Here is a 19610-nt window from a genome sequence, read left to right on the forward strand (position 1 = left end):
TAAAATAAAAATTCGGACTTGAGCAGTGTTTATTAATAATTTACACAAATAAAAAAGCACCCCCTTAGGAGTGCTTTAATTCAATTAGTCTTTTAAGCTGATTTTGCAACTGGTGCTGCTTGAAGCATTTGACCTGTTTCTTCGAAGTTTGCATGCCAAGACAACGCCTCACGAAGTAAATGAGGAGTGTGTCCACCTTTAGCACATGCACGATCAAAGTAATCATTTAATGCATCACGATAAAGTGGGTGTACACAATTATCGATAACAGCGCGAGCGCGTTCACGAGGCGCTAAACCGCGTAAGTCTGCTAAACCTTGTTCTGTCACTAAAATATCAACATCATGTTCACTGTGGTCAACATGGCTTACCATTGGCACGATAGATGAGATATCGCCGCCTTTAGCAATTGATTTGGTCACAAAGATTGCCAAGTGAGCATTACGAGCGAAGTCACCTGAACCGCCAATACCGTTCATCATTTTAGTACCACATACGTGAGTCGAGTTCACGTTGCCGTAAATATCGAACTCAAGCGCAGTGTTAATGCCGATAATGCCTAAACGGCGAACCAGTTCAGGGTGGTTAGAAATTTCTTGTGGACGAAGTACTAATTTGTCTTTGTAAGCTTCGATATTGCCAAAAACTTTCTCGCCACATTTTGCAGAAAGCGTAATTGAGCTACCAGAAGCAAATTTCATTTTGCCTGCATCAATGAGTTCAAAAGTACAGTCTTGTAATACTTCTGAGTACATGATGAGGTCTTCAAAGTCAGAATCTTTTAAACCTGTTAATACAGCATTGGCAATAGAACCGATACCTGCTTGTAATGGACCAAGGCTCTTTGGTAAGCGACCTGCAGCAACTTCTTTATTAAAGAAAGCAATAAGGTGGTTTGCAATGCCTTGAGTTTCATCATCTGGCGGAGTTACCGTTGATGGTGAATCGTGAGTATCGTTAAATACAATACCGACAATTTTTGCAGGATCGATTTGGATTGCTGTTGTACCAATACGCTCATCCACTTTTGTTAATGGAATTGGAGTACGTGTTGGACGGTAAGTCGGAATATAGATGTCGTGCAAACCTTCAAAGCTTTCGCTTAAAGATGTGTTGATTTCAACAATAACTTTCTCGGCAAAAATAGCAAAACTTGCAGAGTTACCGACAGAAGTTGTTGGGATAATGCCACCATCTTCAGTAATTGCAATTGCTTCAATTACCGCAACATCAGGGCGTTTAAGTTGTTGGTTACGCATTTGTTCAACAGTTTCAGACAAATGTTGATCAATAAACATAACTTCGCCATTGTTAATGGCACGACGTAAAGTGTTGTCCACTTGGAATGGCATACGACGAGATAAAACACCTGCTTCCGTGAGTTGTTTGTCTAAGTCATTACCTAAGCTGGCACCCGTAATTAACGTGATTTTTAACGGATTTTTCTTTGCAAGTTCTACAAGTGCTTGTGGAACAGCTTTAGCTTCACCAGCACGAGTAAAACCACTCATACCTACAGTCATTCCATCTTCGATGAATTGCGCAGCTTGTTCAGCACTGATGACCTTGTCATGAAGAGAAGCTAGGCGAATACGACTTAAAGACATTGGACATCCTCAGAATTGTCAAAACATACGGGATTTTAGCTATGAAAAATTGAAAAGTGCATAGGTGTTAGGCTAAGGTCTAATTTTGTAAATAAATGGTGGTATAAATTATATTTATGGTTTTTATTTAATTGATTTTTATCGCTTTTATTTGTCTTTAAAATGAGGCTTTTAATAACCAACTGGTTAAATTAAAAGCGCTCACTCAAAGTTTGTTTTATTTTTTCTAATGGATTGATCGAGCTATTTTCTTCAGGGACTGATTTTGGGATCGGTAAAGAAATAATAACTTCTAAACCGCCTTGTTCACGGTTGTGAATTTGAATTTCACCATGATGAATATCGACAATACGTTTGACAATAGCCAATCCAAGTCCACTCCCTTGGATCGTTCTTGCGGCGTCTCCGCGGACAAAGGGCTGCATTAATTCTTCAATTTGATCTGGTGGAATACCTTCACCATGATCGGCAACAGTAATTAAAATATTTTCATTTTCAACTTTTGCACTGAGATCTATAGGTTCAGCACCGTAGCGTTTTGCATTATTAATCAGGTTCGCAATAAGTCGCTTTAAAGAAAGGCTACGTGCCGGAATAATAGGCACATCCTGCATTTCGAATTGAATATCAAGTGGCTTAAATTGCACAACAAGTTCTTGCAAAAGCATATTGATATTGGTGTCTTTCAACTCTTCATCGGAACCATCACGCATATACGAAATGAACTGATTAAGAATTGCATCCATATCATCTACGTCATAGACCAGACCTTCACGTAAAAACTCGTCAGGTAGCATTTCTGCTGTTAAGCGAATACGCGTTAAAGGAGTTCGCAAATCATGTGAGATACCAGCTAACATAATACGTCGTTCACGCTCGGTTTGATCAAGCGTATAGACCATGCGGTTAAAGGCTTGGTTCACCTGTCGAATTTCTAATGGACCATGATTGGTATCTAAATAAGGTGCAGTTCCTGACTTACTATATTCATTGGCAGCATTTTGCAAACGACGCAAAGGGCGGTTCATTTGTCTGACTAGAATCAAAATAATGATAGCTGACAGTAGAGGAACACCAACAACCCAACCAATTAATAGCTCAGGACTGTAGTTTGCATAGGTCTTTAAAGGTTCACGAACCCAGTTCCCATGCATTTCAGGTGTTTGAATCCAAATACGTGGGCTAGGCTTAAACTGGAAGTAAACCGTAACATCCTTAGCCCCAATCTCATTTGCCAGTTTTTGTTCGATTTGATTAGTAAAAAACTCAGCAATTACTTTATCGCGGACACTTGGATATTCTTTGGGATTGGTAATATATTCAATTCCAACACGATTACGTAACCACTCATCAACATCGACTTCATTTTCGCGATGAAAAATTCGTATATCCGGATTGTTGACGAGCTCGAGTTCAACTGCAAGATAACGCGCGTGTTGTTGAATTTCAGGTAAGTAAAGAGTGCGCCAAAAGAACCATAACGACATAAATAAGCTAAAAAACACCACCAGCAGTACCAGAATAGTGGTACGCATGGCAGCAGAGCGTGGCTTAATTTTGTCGAGAAAACGTTCCCACCGAGTTCGTTTCCGTTCTGAGTAGGTAGCGTAATCAGTAAAGTTTTGTGGCGCGATTGGATCTAAACTCACTCTATTTTATCTCAAACTTATTCCGCACCATCTGGAACAAATACATAACCCACGCCCCATACCGTTTGGATATAACGTGCACGTGCAGGATTATCTTCAATTAAACGACGTAGGCGAGAGACTTGAACGTCAATTGAACGTTCCATTGCACCCCATTCACGGCCACGAGCTAAATTCATGAGTTTATCGCGCGTTAATGGTTCACGTGGGTGTTGTACCAATGCTTTTAATACTGCAAATTCACCAGTCGTTAAGGTAACGATTTGTCCTTCGCGTGTTAGTGTGCGGGTAGACAAGTCTAGAGACCATGGACCAAAGCTTACAACTTCAACTTGTTGGCTTGGAGCACCAGGAACTTCACGAACTTGGCGACGTAATACAGCACGGATACGGGCTAAAAGTTCATTTGGATTAAATGGTTTTGGCAGGTAATCGTCTGCACCAGCTTCAAGACCTGCAATACGGTCTGAATCGCTACCGCGCGCTGTGAGCATGATGATTGGTGTATCAATATTTGATTGGCGTAAACGACGGCAAATACTCAAACCATCTTCAACTGGCAACATAAAGTCGAGTACGATAAGTGAAAATAACTCACGTTGTAATAGACGGTCCATTTGCGAAGCATCGTGGGCAGTTTTTACAACAAAGCCTTTATCTTCCAAAAAACGTTGCAAGAGGGTACGTAAACGCACATCGTCATCGACCACTAAAATACGTTCGACACGATCCGTTTCGTTGTGTACGGTTTCAGGATGTTCAGCAGGTACAACTAAACTCATGATGTACTCCCTTTAAAGTCATAATTTATATATTATTGGGTCGGTGAGGCTTATTGCCAACAAGCCCTCAGTATAATGCTGATGTTCTTGTTAAGACTATGTATCAATTTGCTCAAAATTACAATTTTCAAGGTAGTTTGAAACCAAAAAACAACATCTTAAGCTCATAATTTAGCAAAGACTGATCTAAAAAAACAAATACTTAAATCTTTGATAATTTTTTAATAATTAAATATTAATAACTAATTGTTTCAAATAAGTTATTTTAGATGAGCTGACTTGTTTCTTTTGATTTTTTAATTGTAGAAATAAGCAGATAGTTGAGTTCTATAAAAAGTTAGACGAATAAAACCTTGTTGAATCTCTATATTTTTATCTTTTAAAGAGTGTACCAATATGTTCATTTTCTCATAAATTATAATAAAATTTTGTCAGATTCATGGCATAAGTCCTACGTTTATATTTTATAAAGATTAAAAGACAGAGCTCAGGCTCAACTTTTTCATAGTTGAACTCCTGTTTTTATGTGCTCTAGTAGTCGTAAAAAGTATAAATATTCAGAGTCAATACAAAAAAACGTTTTGAATACGCAAACAAGTGTGGATTTTATGGGCTTGGTCTTTATAATCAGTGCTTTTAAACTTTATCCTTGTGGGATCAAACACGATGACTGACTTAGTTCAGCAGTTGGCAAGTGAGCTTGCCGTACGTCCAAACCAAGTAGAAGCTGCCATCCGCTTAATTGATGAAGGTGCCAGTGTTCCATTTATTGCCCGTTACCGTAAAGAAGTAACACAAGGTTTAGATGATACGCAGTTACGCCAATTAGATACTCGTTTAGCGTATTTACGTGATTTATATGAGCGCCGTGAAAAGGTTATTCAGTCATTGCAAGAACAGAATAAATTGAGTGATGACTTGTTGGCGCGGGTGAATGCAGCCGAAACAAAAAATGCTTTAGAAGAAATTTATGCACCGTATCGCCCTAAGCGTACAAGTAAATCTTTTAAAGCAAAAGAAGCAGGTTTAGGACCAATTGCTGAAAAAATTATTGCAGAACAAGTTGACCCGACAGAAGCATTGGCTGGTTTTAGTCACGAAGACTATCCAGACGTTGAGAGTCAGTTAGATGCGATTCAGCATATTCTGATTGATGACTGGGCACAAAATATTTCACTTACTACAGAATTAAAAACAACTTTTGCAAAAACTGCGGTTTTAAAAAGTGCGGTTGCATCTGAAGAAAAGAAAGAAGTTGGTAAAAAATTCCGTGATTACTTTGAATTCTCTGAAGGTCTAAACAAATTACCTTCACATCGTTTATTAGCGATGTTACGTGGTCGTCAAGAAAATGTATTGGGTTTGAAAGTAGATGGTGAAGATGATGCGCCATTGGCACGTATTGAAACTGAATACAACCTTGAGCAAATTCAACCTCAAACACGTCAGGATTTCTTAAAGCAAACTGCAAAATTATTCTGGTTAGGCAAGATTCGTCCTCAAATCGAACATTCATTGTTAACAGAAAAGCGTCTTACTGCTGAAGCAGAAGCAATGCAAGTATTTGCTGAAAATCTTCGTCATTTATTATTGTCAGCGCCAGCAGGCAGCCGTACGACCTTGGGTGTTGACCCTGGTATTCGTACAGGTGTGAAACTAGCAGTGATCAGCGATGCAGGTGATGTACTTGCTCATAGCACTATTTATCCATTTGCACCAAAAGATGATAAAGAAGGCTCAATTGCTGAACTTGCACGTCTATGCCGTGAATATAATGTAGAACTCATTGCAATTGGTAATGGTACAGCTAGTCGTGAAACAGAAGCCGTTGTTGCTGAAATGATGGCTGCGAATACTGATCTGAATTTAACACGAATCACTGTAAGTGAAGCGGGTGCATCTGTTTACTCTGCAAGTGAACTTGCGTCGGCGGAACTTCCAGAGCTTGACGTTTCAATTCGTGGTGCAGTTTCTATTGCTCGCCGTTTACAAGATCCACTTGCTGAACTTGTTAAGATTGATCCGAAGTCAATTGGTGTAGGTCAATATCAACACGATGTGAACCAGACTGGCTTGGCAAAAACCCTTGATGCAGTGGTAGAAGACTGTGTGAATGCTGTAGGTGTTGATGTAAATACCGCTTCACCAGCAATCTTGGCTTATATTGCTGGTTTAAACAAAGCAATTGCTCAACAGATTGTTGAATATCGCAAAGAGCATGGCCGTTTTGACAACCGTCAAGCGTTGAAAAGCGTACCGCGTTTAGGTGAACGTACTTTTGAACAGGCAGCTGGTTTCTTACGTATTCAAAATGGTTCTGAACCTTTAGATGCTTCTTCAGTTCACCCTGAAAGTTATGGTCTTGTTGAGAAAATTGTTGCAGCAAAAGCAACAACTGTTAAAGACATCATCGGTAATACTGAAATCATTCGCCAAGTAAAAGCTGATGAATTTGTTGATGACAAATTTGGTTTACCAACAATTCAAGACGTTTTAGCTGAACTCGAAAAACCAGGTCGTGACCCGCGTCCAGAGTTCCGTACTGCTAAATTCCGTGAAGATATTACTGAAGTTGGTCAATTGACAGAAGGTATGCAACTTGAAGGTGTGATCACTAATGTCACAAACTTTGGTGCCTTTGTTGATATTGGTGTACATCAGGATGGTTTAGTTCATATTTCTGAACTTGCAAATGAGTTTGTATCTGATCCACATAAAGTTGTAAAACCGGGTCAGATTGTACAAGTACGTGTTATGCAGGTTGATGTTGAACGTAACCGCGTGAACTTAAGTATGCGTGCTGAAGGTTCTGCACCTGTAAAAGCTCAGCGTCCACCACGCCGTGAACAAAATACAGAGCAACGTTTTGAGCGTAAACCTCAAGGTAAACGTCCTCAACCGCGTAAAGATCAAGCTGAACGTCCTCAGCGCGCCAAGCAAGAGAAACCTCAAGAACAAAAAATTGGTGGTTTAGGTGCATTGTTGCTACAAGCAGGGATTAAAGGCTCTAAATAAGCGTCTTTAATTAATAAAAAGGCCTCCAATCGGGGGCTTTTTTTATTGGCGAAGCATTATTTTTAATAGGGGTTAAAGAGCAATTCAGGAAAAAATCGCAGTCCTAAAGATGAGGTGAATCTTAAGATCAACAAATCGTTGTTAAATACACAATTAAATATACAACGTTATAGCATAACTAAACTTTAATGATATTCAGTTGTTCGACATCATCAACCGAGCCTTGAAGCATTTACTCACTTTCAGGCTGTAATAGTACAACTTTGCTTATTTCTTTTTATTATAAATGGTTGTTTTATGTCGGTTTTAAACCTGAAAAATAGATTTCATTTAAAAGACCTCTTATCTGGAGTCGTCGTATTCCTTGTGGCATTACCGCTGTGCTTGGGTATCGCTTTAGCCTCAGGTGCTCCCATCATCTCAGGTATTATTGCAGGTATTGTAGGCGGCATTATCGTAGGTTTGCTAAGTGGTTCCCACATTAGCGTTGCAGGCCCAGCGGCAGGGCTGACTGCCGTCATTCTTGTACAGTTAGAACAACTAGGCGGCAATTATGCCGCCTTTTTATTATGTATTATTTTTGCTGGTGTCCTGCAAATTCTATTTGGATTATTCAAGTTAGGTTTTTTTGCCAACTTTATTCCAAATAATGTCATTTTAGGATTGCTAGCCGCTATTGGTGTCATACTGATTGCGACACAATTGCCTTATCTGTTTGGACTTTCTGATTTTTCATTGAAACAGGTTTGGACATCGACTCCGGATGCATTTCTGCAGCGTTTTGATGGCGGAGCTGCACTTATTGGTTTGCTCAGTTTATTCTTAATTTTAGCGTGGGATAGTAGCCCACTCAAAAAATTAGCTTTACCTTCGGCATTGATTGCGGTTGTGCTTGCAGCAGTTTTAAATTTTGTTTTAGTGAGTATTGGCTCTCAATGGGCAGTGCAAATTGATAACCTCATTCAGTTACCGAATATCTTACAAGCACCTGAAGATGTATTAATTTTTCCTGATTTTAGCTATTTAGCTGAGCCTATGATTTACACAGGGGCAATTACTCTGGCTGTCGTGGCATCTTTAGAAACATTATTGAATCTAGAAGCGGCAGACAAAATTGATCCTCAAAAACGCTCTTCTCCTCCTAACCGTGAACTCTGGGCACAAGGTACAGGTAACATCATTTCTGGCTTAATTGGTGGAATGCCGGTGACTTCAGTGATTGTACGTAGTTCGGTGAATGCAAATACAGGCGCACGTAGTAAATGCTCTACCATTATTCATGGTGTATTGTTGCTGCTAGCGGTTTTGTTCTTCGTGCCATTAATGAACATGATTCCTCTGTCGGCATTGGCTGCGATCTTAATCGTGACAGGCTTTAAGCTTACCCACCCAAAACTCTTTAAACAGCTTTATCAAAAAGGTTGGAAACAGTTTTTACCTTTTATTATTACCTTGGTTGCAATTTTACTGACCGATCTTTTAATGGGAATTTTAATTGGTTTGTTCACCAGTAGTGCTTTTATTCTCTATGGTAACTTTAATAAAGGTATTCGTGTTTATAGAGAGAAGCGCTTGCATGGCGTAGTGACTCGTATTGAACTCCCATCACAAGTGACCTTTCTTAATCGTTCTGCGCTTATTTCAGCATTGGAACATGTGCACAAACATCAGCAACTCATTATTGATGCGACTCAATGTGATTCGATTGATCCTGATATCTATCAAGTTATTCAAGATTATCAAAGTGAAACGGCCATTAAACGTCAGGTAAATCTTAAACTGGTCGGGTTCAAACAGCACTATCAAGACGTTGATGATGCGGTACTTGATATTGATATTAGTACACATGACTTGCAACAAAAGCTGAGTCCTCAACAGGTCGTCAACTTACTTAAAGAAGGGAACGAACGTTTTGTAAAAAATGAACGTCTACAACGAGATATTTATCGACAAATTCGTGTTACTGCAGATGAGGGGCAGCATCCGATTGCGGCAGTCCTTGGTTGTATGGATTCACGCGCACCTACCGAAATGATTTTTGATGTTGGTATTGGTGATCTGTTTAGCTTACGAATTGCAGGTAATATTGCTGGGCAAAAAGTACTGGGTTCTCTTGAGTTTGCTTGTCAGGCTAAAGGTTCTAAAGTAATTGTTGTTTTAGGACATACCGATTGTGGTGCGGTGACGAGTGCATGCCAATTACGTCTAGAACAAAAGCAAGTGTCCGATGTGAAGGAAATGCCACACATTCAATATGTGCTTGGGCCATTAATGCATTCGGTTGATAGTGTATATGACATTATGCAGCCACGTGAATTAGGTAATGCTTTTATTAGTCAAGTGACTGCAATGAATGTTCATTACAACATCCAGTACATTATTAATAACAGCAGTGTGCTCAAAGATATGGTTGAGCGAGGTGACATTGTAGTTGTGGGTGCAATTTACGATGTAAAAACAGGGCATGTTCAATTTCTTGATTGATCAGTTCTTTAATTAAAAAAAGCGCCTTATTTAAGGCGCTTTTTTTAATTATGGTATCAACTCAAAATTACCAGTGTTCGCCTGGGAATATTCGTGCATATGCTTTTTGTGCCCAGTTTAATTTCTCGGTTTTTTCACCTTTTGCTGCATCTGAACTTGGGAATAAACGGAAACCAATCGACATAAACATATTGTTGATGCCCGGTGCAACCGAATATGTCATTGAAGCTAAGCGGCCTAAGTTAGTTGCCATACGTTTTGGACGTTTCACAATTGCATAAGCAATTAAGTCTGCAGCCTGCTCAGGTGAAAGTGTTGGTACATATTTATAAATTTTAGTCGGTGCAATCATTGGGGTACGAACCAATGGCATATAAATTGAAGTAATTGCGATTTTATGGGCATGAACTTCGGCTGATAGACAACGGCTAAATGCATCAAGCGCTGCTTTAGATGCAACATAAGCAGAAAAGCGAGTCGCATTTGCTAACACACCAATCGAGCTAATATTAATGATTTGCCCGTCTTTACGCTGAATCATATGTGGCAAGATATTGAGAACTAGACGAACTGCGCCAAAATAATTTAATTGCATCGTGCGTTCAAAGTCATGAAAACGATCATAAGACTCATGTACGGCACGGCGAATAGAGCGGCCTGCGTTATTAATTAAAATATCAATGTGATCAACGGTTGCTAGAATTTCTTTAGACACTTGATCAATCATGTCCATATCGTTGAGATCACACGGGAAAATTGATGCCTTACCGCCACGACTTTCAATATCTGCTTTGACTTCTTCCAAAGTTTCTTTAGTACGGGCAACCAGTAAAACATGGGCACCAGCATCAGCAAGCTTATTTGAAATCGTTAATCCGATTCCACTCGAGGCGCCTGTCACTAAAATGACTTTATCTTGTACCTTTTCCTGGAACAGAGCTTCTAATTTTTTATTCACAGCATTTTACCTAAGTAGGGGCAGGGACTATTTATTCCGGTATGTAATTTTTATTTTTTACAACCGTAGGTTCATCCAAATGAACTCATAAATATGGCTATTATCTTAATAGATGTTTAAAAATTGTCTAGTCTGTAAATATATGAAATTTAACAATTTATTTAGAGTAAAAACTCTAAAGTGAAGGTTGGAATATTTCCTTCTTTATCCTAATCTTCTGAATAATATGATAATTGTTTAATACATTTTTATTGACTAAAGAATAAACAGTAAGGTTATGGCTTAATAATGGCAAGAACGATAATTGAAATAGTACAGATAAAGATAATCAGTGTTGCCTGTTTTTTTCTAACATTTATACCATTTGCGATTTGTCGTAAAAGTTTAGCTTGAAAGCCATGGATAGCTGCCAAAATAAGTACAAATACAATTTTTGCAGGTAGCCATTTAGAGCTAAACCATTGGCCGTTAATTGCTAATATTAAACCAGACGCAAAAGTAATGAAGAGAGCTGGGGTCGTCATAATTTGATCCCATCGGTACTCACGGTCAGCCCAGATAGGAATACGTATATTCTCGTTAATATCAAACTCTATTTTAAGTGACATCGAAGCAGTAAGAACGCCACTTATGAAAATGGTCATTGAGACTATATGTATAGCTTTTAGCCATGGGCTTAAGGTTGTAAAAAGCTCTATCATGATGATTGAGTTTCATCTAACTTAGCTATTTTATTTTTTATAAATGATAAATTGAAGTAAACACCGAACGGGATGAGCGTAATCACTACTAATCTTAATATTTCTAATGGTGTCCATTTACTATCAGCTATGGTTTGTACTGCGAACCAGATATAAGTAAAAAAAGTAAGCCCGTGGATAGGCCCCATAAAATGAACACCTGTATCCCATCCATTAAAATATTTTAAAGGTACTGCAATAGCAACCAATAGCAGTAGAGAAACTGTCTCTAATAATGAAAAAAATTTCAATTTTTGAAATTGAGTAATATTGTGTGCTTTCGGATTAGCCATATTTATTGATCCGTATTTACCCCATTTGAAGATTTAATTTATCGATACTAAGAATGGGGGAAGATAACTATTCATTCTATATTTTGAAAATAGACAAGCTGAGCTGAGGGAATAGTTTTTCCATTCATAGTTTTGACATAAAAATTACTACGAGTAATTCTGTCAGTATTAACCTATTGTTATGAGTGGCAGGAATGACAATAATCGTTCATTTACTGCCAATTTGATATCTGCCAAAATAAGAAAAGTTTATTAATAGAGCCTTTATCCATGCATACGATAGCTATTCTTGCTTTGCATGATTTCATCCCATTTGACTTGGGTATTCCATGTGAGGCCTTTGGCTTCGTACGGTTATTAAATGGTGAGGCGGGGTACTGTGTAAAAGTTTGTGGTGAAGCAGAGCATGTAAATACAGGGGCATTTACACTTCATGCCCATTTTGGGCTTGATCATCTTATTGATGCAGACACTATTATTATTCCCGGTATTAAAGATCCTAAAAAGACTCTTAATCCCAAGATACTGACAGCCATTCTCAAAGCGTGGAAAAAAGGAGCAAGAATTGCTTCAATTTGTTCCGGGGCATTTGTTCTAGCAGAAACGGGACTTCTTGATGGATATCGAGCTACAACCCATTGGGTTCTTGCAGAGGAGTTGGCTCTTCGATACCCCAAGATCAAGGTCGACCCAAATGTACTGTTCATTGATGAAGGACGTCTTATAACTTCAGCCGGAGCCTCATCTGGACTGGATATGTGTTTACATCTTGTGCGTCGGGATTATGGTCAAACAGTGGCTGCTCATGCTGCAAAGCTTGCCGTAGCTCCCTTAAATCGTGAGGGAGGGCAAGCACAGTTTATTCAACATGAATTACCAGAGACTCGTGATAGTTTGGCTCCAGTACTGGAATGGGTGAGGGCACATTTGAATGAGGAAATTGATATTAAATTACTTGCTTACAAAGCAAATATGAGCCCAAGAACATTCGCACGACGTTTCCGCGATCAGATTGGAACTACACCATTACAGTGGCTGCTTACCATGCGTATACAACGGGCTCAAGAGTTACTGGAGACATCCTCACAATCCATTGAAGATATTTCTTTAAGCTGTGGTTTTAATTCTCCTGTCACTTTCCGGACTCGGTTTAGAAATTGTGTAGGGCTTAGTCCTAGCACCTATCGGGCTAGATTTATTTCTCATTCTTTGCTTTGAATTATCTATCTTGTGCGAATAGATCAAATTATTATTGTAGATGAGTGCAGACTTCATCTGAATTTGAATAAAGACAAATAAAAAAGCCTCTATTTCCAGAGGCTTGTTGAATAGTTTAAAAGTTATACAGCTGAAAGTGCTTGGTCTAAATCGGCAATTAAGTCATCAATATGCTCAATTCCAATTGAAAGACGTACCATATCTTCGCTTACACCAGCAGATTTAAGTTCTTGTTCATTAAGCTGGCGATGAGTCGTCGTTGCAGGATGACACGCCAAACTTTTTGCATCGCCAATATTTACAAGACGAGTAAATAGCTGAAGTGCATCGATGAAGCGAGCACCGCCTTCGAGACCATCTTGCACACCGAAAGATAAAATTGCAGAAGGTTTACCTTTTACATATTTTTGAGCAAGCTGATGCTGTGGATGATCTTTTAATCCTGCGTAGTTGACCCATTTTACTTTTGGATGAGTCTGTAAATATTCCGCAATTTTTTGAGCATTTTCAGTATGACGCTCTATGCGGAGGTTTAGAGTTTCGAGACCTTGTAAAATCAAGAAAACACTCAGTGGGCTAATTGCCGCGCCTGTATTGCGTAATGGTACAACGCGAGCTCGTGCTATATAAGCAGCCTCACCTAAAGCTTCGACATAATTAACCCCGTGATAGCTTGGGTCTGGTGTATTCAAAACTTTAAAACGTTCTGGATATTTACCCCAAGGGAATTTACCGCTATCTACAATTGCTCCACCAATGCTATTGCCGTGTCCACCGATATATTTAGTAAGTGAATGAATGACGATATCGGCACCATATTCAAATGGTTTTAATAAAGCAGGGGTGGCAACCGTATTATCAACAATGACAGGTACACCATATTCATGTGCGATTTTTGAAATTTCTTCTAAATCGATGATATTTCCGAGTGGGTTACCAATCGACTCGACAAAAACAAGTTTAGTTTTATCATCAATTAAATTACGTAAGCTTTCAGGTTTTTGATAATCAAAAAAGCGAACTTCAATGCCTTGTTTGGGTAAGGTATGGGCAAATAGATTATACGTTCCGCCATACAAGGTTGAGACGGAAGCAATATTGTCTCCAGCTTCGGTAATCGTCTGAATTGAGTAAGTAATTGCTGCCATTCCAGAAGCTAGAGTTAAAGCACCAATCCCACCTTCGATTGCAGCAAGGCGTTGCTCAAGTACAGCAGTGGTCGGGTTCATAATACGGGTATAAATATTACCCTGAACTTTTAAATCAAAAAGATCGGCACCGTGTTGTGTGTTATCAAATGCATAAGAAGTAGTTTGATAAATAGGAACCGCCACAGCTTTTGTGGTTGCTTCTGGTGAGTAACCGGCATGGATTGCTAAGGTTTCATCTTTATAAGTCATGATTACTTCATCTTCGTGAGTTAAATATTGAGCGAGTCTAGCCTAAAATTCATATTGAAAATTGCAGAAATTCTGGTTTGTTTTCTAATTTTAGGAATAAAGATAGAAAAATATACGCTGAAACGCTGTATAAATCTTATACATAAACATTTTGCAACTTATTGAAAAAGAAAATTGTTTGATAAATCCGTACGATGGAAATCATAACTTCAAGTCAATGAGGTTTTCAGCGTATAATACGCGCGATTATTTATCGCTTATGCGATGTATTGGTTTTTCAATTGAGGAGTCCTGCGTGGCCCAATATATTTATACGATGAACCGAGTGTCTAAAATGGTTCCGCCAAAGCGCGAAATCTTAAAAGACATCTCTTTATCATTTTTCCCGGGTGCCAAAATTGGTGTACTCGGTTTGAACGGTGCAGGTAAATCTACCCTGCTTCGTATTATGGCTGGCGTAGATAAAGATTTCTCTGGTGAAGCTCGTGCACAACCTGGAATTAAAATCGGCTATTTAGAGCAAGAACCACCGCTTGATCCAACTAAAGACGTTCGTGGTAACGTTGAAGATGGCGTGCGTGAAGCTTTAGATGCATTAGAGCGTCTTGATCAGGTTTTTGCAGAATATGCAGACCCAGATGCAGATTTTGATGCACTTGCAAAAGAGCAGGAAAAATTAGAATCAATTATCCATGCTTGGGATGCGCACAACCTAAATAACCAGCTTGAAATTGCTGCGGATGCTTTGAATCTTCCAGCTTGGGATGCAGACGTAACATTACTTTCTGGTGGTGAGCGTCGTCGTGTTGCACTGTGCCGTTTATTGCTTTCGAAACCAGATATGTTACTTCTGGACGAACCGACGAACCATTTAGATGCAGAATCTGTAACTTGGTTAGAACGTTTCTTGAAAGATTTCCCAGGTACTATCGTTGCGATTACGCATGACCGTTATTTCTTGGATAACGTGGCTGAGTGGATTCTTGAACTTGACCGTGGTATGGGTATTCCCTATCAAGGAAACTATTCTTCTTGGTTAGAACAAAAGAATGCGCGTTTAGAACAAGAGCAGAAACAAGAAGAATCTTTTGCTAAAGCATTGAAAAAAGAACTTGAATGGGTTCGTTCAAATGCGAAAGGTCAGCAAAAGAAAAACAAAGCACGTATGGAACGTTTTGAAGAGCTTAACTCTAAAGAATTCCAACAACGTAATGAAACGTCTGAAATCTATATTCCACCTGGCCCACGTTTGGGTAACAAAGTGGTGGAAGTTGAAGGTATCAGTAAATCATTCGATGGTCGCTTGTTGTACGAAAACTTAACGTTTACCGTACCTCCAACAGCGATTGTTGGTATCGTTGGTCCAAACGGTGCGGGTAAAACGACTTTATTCCGTATGATGACTGGTGAACAGCAACCTGATACAGGTACTGTGACCTTAGGTGAGTCAGTTAAAGTGGCTTATGTTGGTCAGATTCGTGACACTTTAGATAATAATAAAACTGTTTGGGAAGAAGTTTCTGGCGGTTTAGATATCTTAAAAATTGGTGATTACGAAATCGCGTCACGTGCCTACATTGGCCGTTTTAACTTTAAAGGTCAAGATCAGCAAAAACGTGTAGGTGAATTGTCTGGTGGTGAACGTAACCGTTTACAACTTGCGAAGATCTTACAGATGGGTGCAAACGTGATCTTACTGGATGAGCCATCGAACGACTTGGATATTGAAACTTTACGTGCGCTTGAGGATGCAATTCTTGTATTCCCAGGTACGGTAATGGTGGTATCGCATGACCGTTGGTTCCTCGACCGTATTGCGACACATATCTTGTCATTTGAAAATGAACAGCCAGAATTCTACGCGGGTAACTATGCAGAATACGAAGCATATCGTCAGTCACGTTTAGGTGATGACGCTGTTCAAAAACGTACGAAATACAAAAAAATTAGCGGTTAATCTCTGCTAATTGAAAAAACCAGCCTAAGGGCTGGTTTTTTGTTTTATGAGAAAGCTAGTTTACTAAAAGCTTCTTGTAAGCGATGCTCCGCATCGGGGTGACCTTGACTGGCTGCTTTTTTCAGCCATTTTTCAGCTTCACTATAATTTTTATCTAGGCCAAATTGACCATTAAGATAACCAATACCGAGTTTAAATGAAGCATCGGCGTTACCTCTTAAAGCTGCACGGAGATAGCACCACATTGCATTGCGGTCGTTTGGAGTAATATCTAACCAATTTTGCATACGTTCATGATCTTGTACGGCTAACTCTTCAAAGCGTAAGCCTTGTTCAATTTCATCTACAGCTTGCGAATGCATATCAGTTGGCAAGTTTTCAAAAGCAAACAAGTGATTAAGCCCATGCTTGATTGATTTCATATTCATGATAGTCTCCCTTGTTCCTCAATTTGATTGAATTGACTCACACTTTTAAGCTAGTCCCTTATATTGAAATCTTATGTTTTTTTTTGTAAATGTGATATAGCGACTTTGGATGAAAAATAATGAAGTTTTGGCTTACATAAAAGTTACACGTGTTTTTATATTAAGAAGATTAGTTTAGAGCTTCTCTTTATACCTAGCGTATGACCGAGTTTTCAAAAATAGAAAACTATATTTTTTAATTTTTTCTCCAATTTATTTTGACTAGAGCATTTAATTAAAAGTTATAAATATCAAACAAAAGAAATTTTTTTAAACAAAACCAGCCTAAGGGCTGGTTTTTTATTTTAAGATTGAAAGATCTTATTTATTAAAGTCACCATGTAAATCTGACCATATTAATGATGGAGCTACCGTAATCACGTCAAAGGTCATTGCTAAAGGATATAACGCCATGCGTGTTACACGTTTAAACGGATGTTTCTTGGTTATTTCATCTTTTTGCTGTAAAGCGACTGGATAGGGAACTGAGAGTTGCTGTTGAATTTTTTGATTCTCTGCTTTTTGATAAATCTTTCCTTTAAAGCGGATGATGGTGAAAGGATAAAAAACTTGTTGTTGATTTTCGATTGCCATGAATTGATTTTTAAAACCTAAGGTCTTTAAAAGTTCCTTTTGCTTTTCATCCATTTGGGAGGTAGGGATATTATAACGAATCGTTATTTCTCCATGGAAATGGGTGGAATCATCCATCTCAAGTACAAGCGGTGATGGAGTCTTTATTGTTCTCTGCTCTGCTGGAATGCTTTTGATAATATTTAAAAGGTTTGAGCTACCGTCATTCATTAAATAATTATAATCTTGACCAATAAACACAAGGCCTTGTTCTTGCTCATTTTTAACTGCTTGGCCTAATGCAATAATTTGATCGGTTTTTAAAGTGATTGTTTTAATTTCAGTTGTTTCATTTGGTAAAGCAGTGGACAACATATTAGTCGCGCAGCCTGTTAAGCCCAGACAAATTGTTAATATAGATGCAGAAAAAAGCTTGTACATAAAGGTTACTCAAAAGAAATTATTTTTGTCTCGTATAGAGTGAGATAAGTTCTAAATTAAAAAACGGAGATTTATGAATCGAGGTTTTGTAATTTTATTACATGCCTAGAGCCTGTTATAGTGCCTTTGTTCAACTTTTTAGTTCAATGGTGCGCTTTTGCCACGTTCCGCAATTTTTATGTCCGTCTTGTTTAGTTTGCTCATATTCCAGAGTTTATGGAATGTGGCAGCTGCATTTTGCGCGCATGAAAATCAGGAAAAAGCATTGCATCATTTCGGGCATCATGCAGCTTTAGATGTATATCAAGCTTCACATCAAGCTCATACTGAACAGAAAGATGCCGGAAACACCCCTCATAAAGCGCCTTTAAGTTTGCAAGATCATCATGATCATTTGCCTTCATGTTTTCATGTGGTGATGACTGAAGTTGCAAAGCAAGCTGAAACACCTGTTGTGCATGTGCAGGAACTCTCGCAAATTTATCACTGGTCTAATTCTTACCAGTCGCCCCATCTTACTGCTTTAAAACCTCCTCCTGTTTTAACCCCGCTATAGGTGGGGTAGCCAAAACAAGCCCACCGCATCTCTTATTTATTGCGGGGCAAAAACATGTCTTCTATTTTTTCAACTCGAGTGGATTCTACTTCTCACTTAGAGAGTAACGTTAAGATAACGTTAAAAAAGGTTCTAACAATCTCAAGCTTATCTGTTGCCATGCTATTGGTTGGACAAGTAGCGATGGCTCAGTCTGAGATTCAACAAGAACGTTATATTCAAAAAGCAGCCTTTACTTTTGACCAAGCCTTAGAGCAGGTACAAAAATATCAAAGTCAGCAAGGTGTTTGGCAAGCACAGCAGCAAATGGCTGAGGCCAATTTAAAGCAAAGTCGTTTATGGGCCAACCCAAGTCTTTCCATTGAACAAACTGGCTTCCAAAATGATCAAGAAAAAGAACTTGCGATTGGTATTTCTCAGCCTTTAGATATTTTTGGACAACGTAAGGCTGCACAAAACTTAGCAAAAGTGGAAATATCAAAAATTGATTTGGCCGAGCAGCGTTATCAAGCTGAACTTGGATTAATCGTTAAATATTTCTGGTCACAAGTGGCTTTGCTTGAGCTTGAAAAGTCTCTTATTGCAGAGCAGCTAGAAGTCAGCCAAGAAAATTTGTTGGCATCGGAAAAGCGTTATCAAGCAGGAAGTATTGCGCAAGTTGATGTAGATCGAGTGCGGATGTCTCACTTGGAAAATCAGCGTTTATATCAACAAGTCGATTTAAAACTTCAAGTTGCGAAACAACAATTGGTGAACTTATGGGGAGGTGGTTCAAGTCAGTTTCAGTTATTCCAAAGTCCAAATCAGTTATGGGCATTGGCAGCGAATCTAGAACCAAGCCAAGATGCGCAAAATAATTTATTAGAGCGTTCTTTCCAGCTAGATGCTCTTGCTCAGCAAGCCAATATTCAACAGCTTAAAGCAAAAGCAAGACCGCAACCTACTGTAACTTTGGGTGTTAATAACACTCGTTCTCCAGAACAGAGTACAGATAACCAAATTCGTTTAGGTGTGGAAATTCCTTTAAATCTTTTTAATCGCCAGCAATACGGAATCAAGATTGCTCAGGCCAAACAAGAGCTATCTCAACGTCAGCAAAGCTTTTATCGACAGCAAAATCAGGTTGATATTGAAACCCTAATGTCAGAGTTAAAAGGTTTACGCATCCAGTTTAAACAACTGAATGATCAGCAAGTTCCTCTTGCTATTCAAGTTCAGCAAAAAACATTGCAAGGTTTCCGTTTGGGTAAGTTCGCCGTTACTGATGTTCAGCAAGCCACCATGCAATTGCAAGACGTGCGCTTACGTAAAGTCGAGCTATTAAAACAAGCTTGGCAAAATTCAATTGAAATTCAAAGTTTACGTCTTGGGTTAGAACCAGAAAAAATCATGGCGAAAGATGCCTTAATGCAACTCAATCAACGTGCTTGGCAACAAAGTCAAACATTCCCAACTCAGGCAGGAGAATAA

16 protein-coding genes are annotated in these 19610 nt (G+C 38.8%); 6 read left to right on the top strand and 10 right to left on the bottom strand.

Features of this window, described 5'->3' with window-relative positions:
- Positions 1-92: 92 nt before the first annotated feature.
- The 4 genes from AOLE_RS01325 to ompR are packed head-to-tail and all read right to left on the bottom strand — an operon-like array spanning position 93 to position 4038.
- A complete protein-coding gene (locus AOLE_RS01325) occupies positions 93-1607 on the bottom strand; it encodes an acetyl-CoA hydrolase/transferase family protein (RefSeq protein WP_005300881.1) in 1515 nt (504 codons plus the stop codon).
- A 35-nt stretch (positions 1608-1642) separates the two neighbouring features.
- On the bottom strand, positions 1643-1771 hold the full coding sequence (locus tag AOLE_RS19635) for a hypothetical protein (RefSeq protein ID WP_081399242.1): 129 nt from the start codon (positions 1769-1771) through the stop codon (positions 1643-1645).
- A gap of 27 nt (positions 1772-1798) precedes the next feature.
- The gene (locus tag AOLE_RS01330) at positions 1799-3256 is read right to left on the bottom strand and encodes an ATP-binding protein (protein WP_005300883.1); all 1458 of its coding nucleotides are present in this window, start codon (positions 3254-3256) and stop codon (positions 1799-1801) included.
- A 17-nt stretch (positions 3257-3273) separates the two neighbouring features.
- The gene (ompR, locus tag AOLE_RS01335; RefSeq protein WP_000060753.1) at positions 3274-4038 is read right to left on the bottom strand and encodes an osmolarity response regulator transcription factor OmpR; all 765 of its coding nucleotides are present in this window, start codon (positions 4036-4038) and stop codon (positions 3274-3276) included.
- A gap of 666 nt (positions 4039-4704) precedes the next feature.
- Between ompR and AOLE_RS01340 the strand changes: the two genes are divergently transcribed.
- Positions 4705-7053: a Tex family protein gene (locus AOLE_RS01340; RefSeq protein WP_013196671.1), complete on the top strand. Its 2349-nt coding sequence runs from the start codon at positions 4705-4707 to the stop codon at positions 7051-7053.
- A gap of 297 nt (positions 7054-7350) precedes the next feature.
- Entirely contained in the window at positions 7351-9537 is a 2187-nt protein-coding gene (locus AOLE_RS01345; protein WP_013196672.1) for a solute carrier family 23 protein, read from the top strand.
- 67 nt (positions 9538-9604) lie between these two features.
- On the opposite strand, the gene AOLE_RS01350 is transcribed toward AOLE_RS01345, so the two are convergent.
- The 3 genes from AOLE_RS01350 to AOLE_RS01360 form a co-directional block, all read right to left on the bottom strand.
- Positions 9605-10495, bottom strand: coding sequence for an SDR family NAD(P)-dependent oxidoreductase (locus tag AOLE_RS01350; protein WP_013196673.1), 891 nt, complete (start codon positions 10493-10495; stop codon positions 9605-9607).
- 275 nt (positions 10496-10770) lie between these two features.
- Complete coding sequence (locus tag AOLE_RS01355; RefSeq protein WP_013196674.1) at positions 10771-11196, bottom strand: CopD family protein; 426 nt, start codon at positions 11194-11196, stop codon at positions 10771-10773.
- Positions 11193-11528: a DUF3817 domain-containing protein gene (locus tag AOLE_RS01360; protein WP_013196675.1), complete on the bottom strand. Its 336-nt coding sequence runs from the start codon at positions 11526-11528 to the stop codon at positions 11193-11195. The genes AOLE_RS01355 and AOLE_RS01360 overlap by 4 nt, the downstream gene beginning before the upstream one ends.
- Before the next feature lie 270 nt (positions 11529-11798).
- On the opposite strand from AOLE_RS01360, the gene AOLE_RS01365 reads away from it, so the two are divergent.
- Positions 11799-12746 (top strand): GlxA family transcriptional regulator, encoded by a 948-nt coding sequence (locus AOLE_RS01365; RefSeq protein WP_013196676.1) that lies wholly within the window; start codon positions 11799-11801, stop codon positions 12744-12746.
- A gap of 122 nt (positions 12747-12868) precedes the next feature.
- Here the strand turns inward: AOLE_RS01365 and AOLE_RS01370 are convergent, their stop codons facing one another.
- Positions 12869-14146, bottom strand: a complete 1278-nt coding sequence (locus tag AOLE_RS01370; RefSeq protein ID WP_013196677.1) for an O-acetylhomoserine aminocarboxypropyltransferase/cysteine synthase family protein — start codon at positions 14144-14146, stop codon at positions 12869-12871.
- 295 nt (positions 14147-14441) lie between these two features.
- Between AOLE_RS01370 and ettA the strand changes: the two genes are divergently transcribed.
- Complete coding sequence (gene ettA, locus AOLE_RS01375; protein WP_005300902.1) at positions 14442-16103, top strand: energy-dependent translational throttle protein EttA; 1662 nt, start codon at positions 14442-14444, stop codon at positions 16101-16103.
- Positions 16104-16147: 44 nt separating this feature from the next.
- On the opposite strand, the gene AOLE_RS01380 is transcribed toward ettA, so the two are convergent.
- Positions 16148-16531 carry a tetratricopeptide repeat protein gene (locus AOLE_RS01380; RefSeq protein ID WP_013196678.1) on the bottom strand — a complete coding sequence of 128 codons (384 nt, stop codon included), beginning with the start codon at positions 16529-16531 and terminating at the stop codon, positions 16148-16150.
- A gap of 360 nt (positions 16532-16891) precedes the next feature.
- Positions 16892-17584, bottom strand: a complete 693-nt coding sequence (locus tag AOLE_RS01385) for a YidX family protein (RefSeq protein ID WP_023274366.1) — start codon at positions 17582-17584, stop codon at positions 16892-16894.
- Positions 17585-17741: 157 nt separating this feature from the next.
- On the opposite strand from AOLE_RS01385, the gene AOLE_RS01390 reads away from it, so the two are divergent.
- Together AOLE_RS01390 and AOLE_RS01395 are read left to right on the top strand one after the other, a co-directional pair.
- Positions 17742-18140: a cation efflux protein, CzcI-like gene (locus AOLE_RS01390; RefSeq protein ID WP_199945077.1), complete on the top strand. Its 399-nt coding sequence runs from the start codon at positions 17742-17744 to the stop codon at positions 18138-18140.
- Between the two features lie 54 nt (positions 18141-18194).
- On the top strand, positions 18195-19610 hold the full coding sequence (locus tag AOLE_RS01395; RefSeq protein WP_013196681.1) for a TolC family protein: 1416 nt from the start codon (positions 18195-18197) through the stop codon (positions 19608-19610).

The sequence above is a fragment of the Acinetobacter oleivorans DR1 genome, assembly GCF_000196795.1.
GTDB classification, from domain to species: Bacteria; Pseudomonadota; Gammaproteobacteria; order Pseudomonadales; family Moraxellaceae; genus Acinetobacter; species Acinetobacter oleivorans.

Bases quoted from the DNA above. Each gene is read 5' to 3' on its own strand.
- AOLE_RS01325 (WP_005300881.1), bottom strand. From the start codon at position 1,607: ATGTCTTTAAGTCGTATTCGCCTAGCTTCTCTTCATGACAAGGTCATC.
- ompR (WP_000060753.1), bottom strand. From the start codon at position 4,038: ATGAGTTTAGTTGTACCTGCTGAACATCCTGAAACCGTACACAACGAA.
- AOLE_RS01340 (WP_013196671.1), top strand. From the start codon at position 4,705: ATGACTGACTTAGTTCAGCAGTTGGCAAGTGAGCTTGCCGTACGTCCA.
- AOLE_RS01345 (WP_013196672.1), top strand. From the start codon at position 7,351: ATGTCGGTTTTAAACCTGAAAAATAGATTTCATTTAAAAGACCTCTTA.
- AOLE_RS01355 (WP_013196674.1), bottom strand. From the start codon at position 11,196: ATGATAGAGCTTTTTACAACCTTAAGCCCATGGCTAAAAGCTATACAT.
- AOLE_RS01360 (WP_013196675.1), bottom strand. From the start codon at position 11,528: ATGGCTAATCCGAAAGCACACAATATTACTCAATTTCAAAAATTGAAA.
- AOLE_RS01365 (WP_013196676.1), top strand. From the start codon at position 11,799: ATGCATACGATAGCTATTCTTGCTTTGCATGATTTCATCCCATTTGAC.
- AOLE_RS01370 (WP_013196677.1), bottom strand. From the start codon at position 14,146: ATGACTTATAAAGATGAAACCTTAGCAATCCATGCCGGTTACTCACCA.
- AOLE_RS01380 (WP_013196678.1), bottom strand. From the start codon at position 16,531: ATGAATATGAAATCAATCAAGCATGGGCTTAATCACTTGTTTGCTTTT.
- AOLE_RS01385 (WP_023274366.1), bottom strand. From the start codon at position 17,584: ATGTACAAGCTTTTTTCTGCATCTATATTAACAATTTGTCTGGGCTTA.
- AOLE_RS01395 (WP_013196681.1), top strand. From the start codon at position 18,195: ATGTCTTCTATTTTTTCAACTCGAGTGGATTCTACTTCTCACTTAGAG.